The sequence below is a fragment of the Criibacterium bergeronii genome, assembly GCF_001693775.2.
In the GTDB taxonomy this organism is placed as follows: Bacteria; Bacillota; Clostridia; order Peptostreptococcales; family Filifactoraceae; genus Peptoanaerobacter; species Peptoanaerobacter bergeronii.
On sequence record NZ_MBEW02000051.1, the window covers coordinates 1 to 4,274 of the forward strand.

4 protein-coding genes are annotated in these 4,274 nt (G+C 32.3%); all 4 read right to left on the minus strand.

Annotated features, from left to right (window positions below):
• The coding region (tilS, locus tag BBG48_RS10490; protein ID WP_116170983.1) for a tRNA lysidine(34) synthetase TilS at positions 1-943 on the minus strand (943 nt) is incomplete at its 3' end.
• A gap of 25 nt (positions 944-968) precedes the next feature.
• Entirely contained in the window at positions 969-1,376 is a 408-nt protein-coding gene (locus BBG48_RS10495; protein WP_068913347.1) for a DUF1934 domain-containing protein, read from the minus strand.
• Positions 1,373-2,251: a 4-(cytidine 5'-diphospho)-2-C-methyl-D-erythritol kinase gene (gene ispE, locus BBG48_RS10500; RefSeq protein WP_094754443.1), complete on the minus strand. Its 879-nt coding sequence runs from the start codon at positions 2,249-2,251 to the stop codon at positions 1,373-1,375. Before ispE ends, BBG48_RS10495 begins: the two co-directional genes overlap by 4 nt.
• A gap of 1 nt (position 2,252) precedes the next feature.
• Positions 2,253-4,274, minus strand: a complete 2,022-nt coding sequence (locus tag BBG48_RS10505) for a DNA translocase FtsK (RefSeq protein ID WP_243446786.1) — start codon at positions 4,272-4,274, stop codon at positions 2,253-2,255.

A 4,274-nucleotide genomic window follows, 5' to 3' on the forward strand; every position in this document is an offset into this window, starting at 1 on the left:
CCTTTAAATTTTGAGGTAAATTCAACATTTTTCCTGACTTTTTTTCAATTAAATCAGAAATATCGCTTATATGAACACTTGAAATATCTGTTAGATTTCCCAGCACATCATTTATAGCACATCTGATAACTCTATTTCTTATTGCTGGGTTTTCATTTGATAGTAAATTTATATTAAGACTTACCAAGTCTTGTTTCTTTTGCGTCCTAATATCTTCATATTTTTTTTGAGCCTGCTGATCGATAAATTCATAGTCCTGCCTGATGTTATTTGCTGTCCTAGATAAGATTTGCTTAATATTCGCAGTGAAATTTTTTTCAATTTCAGGAATAAGATTTAGCCTTACTTTATTTCTTGTATACTCAGCCTGCTTGTTAGTGTAGTCTAGCCTTGGAGTTAAGAAATTTTTCTTGCAGTAATCTACAATTTCCTGTTTGTATACATCAAGAAGAGGTCTTATTATTACGCCATCTCTTATGTAGTCCATTCCGCTTAGTCCTTGTAGTCCTGAGCCCCTAAATAGTTTGAGCAAGACTGTTTCAGCTTGGTCATCCAAATTGTGTGCGACTGCAATTTTATTTATTCCAAGTTCATTTTTAATATCGTAAAATAGGCTATAGCGTTGTTGCCTAGCACAATTTTCCATGCTCATACCGGTTTGTTTTGCTAATTTTGGTACATCTATTACTTTTAGGAAAAAATTGACACCGTTTTTTTCACAAAAATCATAGCAAAACATTGCGTCCATTTGGGCATCATAACCCCTAATCATGTGATTTAAGTGAGCGGCATATATTGTAAGATTGTAGGAGGGAGCAAGCCTTAATAATATATCCAAAAGGCATAAAGAGTCCGGACCTCCTGAAAATGCTACTAAAACCTTATCGTTTTGCTCTAGTAATTTTTCTCTTTCAATTGTTTCTTTTACAGTATAAAGTACCATATTTTACTCCAAAATGTAAACGGTATTATGATTGACCAACAATAATACTAAGCGTGATTAACTGATTAAAATTTACGTTATCACTTAAATTATACATTATTTTTGCACAAAAATCTAAATCATTATTTATTTTCACTTCTAGGCTTTTGGTTTTGATATCCAGCTTAAAAAATCCGTAATCCGTCTTATAATTACATTCAAATTTTAGATTATTTTTAAATACCATCCTGTTTTTTTTATTCCCAAAACTAAATGTCTCAATTTCGTCTTTGGAAATTTTTATTATCTTACTTATATTTTCATCATCTTTATAGCGAATTGTGTAAAAACTACTGGTTTTTACCACGTCCGCCTCTTTTTTTACTACTATTTTTTCTTCTTGTCCTGTATCAATGTCCTTGTGGACAGTTTTTATTAGTAATTTGGCTTTCATGATAATATTTTTATACCTTTATCTGTACTTTGACATCTGTAAACATTGTCATATCTGTTTTTTAGCTTGTAATAGGCTACGTTTCTTGTCTTTTTATCATGAAATATCCCAAACATTGTAGTCCCACTACCTGTCATTTGAGCAAAATCTGCTCCGCATTTATACAAAGATGTCTTTATCTTATTTAATACGCTAAAGCTTTCAAGCATGACCTTTTCAAAATCATTGTAAAAATTTGCTTTTATAAATTCTATATCTATTTTATTATCTTTTAAATCTACAATATTTTCAATAGAGGATAAGTTATTTGTATATCCGACTCTTTCATCATATTCTTTAAAAGCAATTTTAGTAGACATTCCAAGATTTGGTTTTATTAAAAGATAATAATAGCTGTCTAGATTTATATCCGTCAATTTTTCTCCTACACCTTCAGCTATCTTACTACCGCCAAAAATGCAAAACGGCACATCTGCTCCAATATTTTTTGCAATATCTATTAACTCTTTGTTCGATAAATTTAATTTATATAATCTATTAATTGCAAAAATCGTTGCAGCAGCGTCTGCACTACCACCACCAAGACCTGCAAACATCGGTATATTTTTTTTTAGGTATATATTTAAATTTATTGGAGTGTAATTGTCGCTGATGTATTTTGCAGATTTATACACAAAATTTTTCTTCGGGTCTATACTTGTTCCGTCATCAAGTACAATACCCTGTTTATCATTTTTTTCAAATTTTAGATAGTCGTATAAATCCAAGCTTTGATTTACCATAAATAAATCATGGTAGCCAATTTCATTTATACCGTTAATTCTAAGCATTAGATTTAGCTTTGCATAAGTTCTTAATTGTAATTTTTCAGTCAACTCACTCACCTATTATTACTTTTCTTGGTTTTGAACCGTCACTTTTTCCTACTATGCCCTCATCATACATCATTTCTACTATTCTTGAGGCTCTGTTGTAGCCAATTCTAAATTGTCTTTGGACTAATGAAACAGATATTTCCCCTTTTTCTAAAGTAAATTCCAGTACATCCTTGTAGAGCTCGTCCTTATCTTGGCTTTCTTCTTGTTCAATTATTGCCTCATCTATTTGTTTTTGGACTTCCTCTTGTTTGTTTAGATGCTGCTGTCTTGGATTATGCTCATAGATAAAATCTGTAATTCTTTCTACTTCTTCTTCTGATACAAATGCTCCTTGTATTCTTACAGGCTTATTCATACCAATTGGAGAGTAGAGCATATCGCCTTTTCCTAGTAACTTATCAGCTCCTGAGGCATCCAATATCGTGCGTGAATCTGTCTGAGAAGATACAGCAAAGGCAATCCTGCTAGGAATATTCGCTTTGATAAGACCTGTAATAACATCAACTGATGGTCTTTGAGTTGCAACAATCAAGTGTATACCGCAAGCTCTTGCCTTTTGAGCAAGTCTGCATATCAATTCTTCCACTTCCTTTGCCGCAATCATCATCATATCAGCTAATTCGTCTATGACAATAACGATTAACGGTAGCTTTTCTTCGTTTTTCTCATTATAGCTTTTTACATCTTTTACCTTTTTTTCTGCAAAAAGCTTGTACCTTCTTTCCATCTCATTTACTGCCCAATTAAGTGCCATTGGTGCTTTTTTCATGTCTGTAACTACAGGCAGAGTTAAATGTGGCAGTCTGTTATATATAGAAAGCTCTACAACCTTTGGGTCAATAAGCATCAATTTTACTTCATCAGGCGTGTAATTGTAAAGTATTGAGCAAATTAATGTGTTTATACAAACTGATTTGCCTGAACCGGTTGAGCCAGCGATAAGAGCGTGAGGCATTTTGGTAATGTCAGACACTACAGTTTCACCGCTGATATTTTTGCCCATGGCAAATACTATACCATCTTTTATGTCGTGATTTAAACAATCCTTGATTACATCTTTAAAGCCAACTGTCTGAGATACTTCATTGGGCACTTCTACACCTACAAATGATTTGCCCGGCACTGGTGCCTCTATTCTGATACTTTTAGCAGCAAGTGCAAGTGCTAAGTCCTCTGAAAGATTTGTTATCTTACTCACTTTTGTACCAAGCTTTAAGGTAAGCTCATATCTTGTAATAGTCGGACCAACAGAAATGTTTTCTACCTTTGCCTCTATGCCAAAGCTTGAAAGAGTTTTTTCAAGCATTTTTGCTTTTAAAAGCTTTTCGCTGTTATCTTTGTCACTAGTTTTAGGATAGTCCTTTAATAAATCAATAGTCGGCTTGACATAAGGTCTATTGACCTCTTGTGCTTTATCTGTCTCATCATCAAAGTCATCAGCTTTTGAATACTCTAGTATCTCCTCTTGATTAGTAGAGCTATCGTCAGTTATATCGACACCTTCGACTATTTGGATTTTTTTATCTTTTTTGTCATTATCTTCAATTATCGAATTGTCCGGTAAATCCTCAAGCTCTAGGCTATCTTGTATTTTTAATTTTCCTGATTTTGAGCTGCTAGTGACAAAATTGTTTAACTGCTCTATATTTTCTTTTGTTTGCAATTCTTCTTTTGAAAAATCTATTTTGTTGTCATTTTTATTGCTGTCAATAATTTTTATATTTTGTAGATTATAGTCTTTTTCAGTTGTTTCAAGCTCTTTATTATTATCTTTTGGTGTATATTCATTTGCAGTATAAGCAGACTCATTGACAATTATTTGTTCTACATCTTCTCTTTTAAATATTTCAGCAGAATTATACTTATCTAACCTTTGGTTATTTATAGTGGGTTCTTTATTAAAATTTTGCTTTCTAAACTCGTCAAAAACATTATTTACTATATCATTTTCTTCTTGCAGCGGTTTTTCGATTGTACTATCCTTCGATTTTGACTTGATATTTTTTACACCCTTATAAAT

Bases quoted from the DNA above. Each gene is read 5' to 3' on its own strand.
- BBG48_RS10495 (WP_068913347.1), bottom strand. From the start codon at position 1,376: ATGAAAGCCAAATTACTAATAAAAACTGTCCACAAGGACATTGATACA.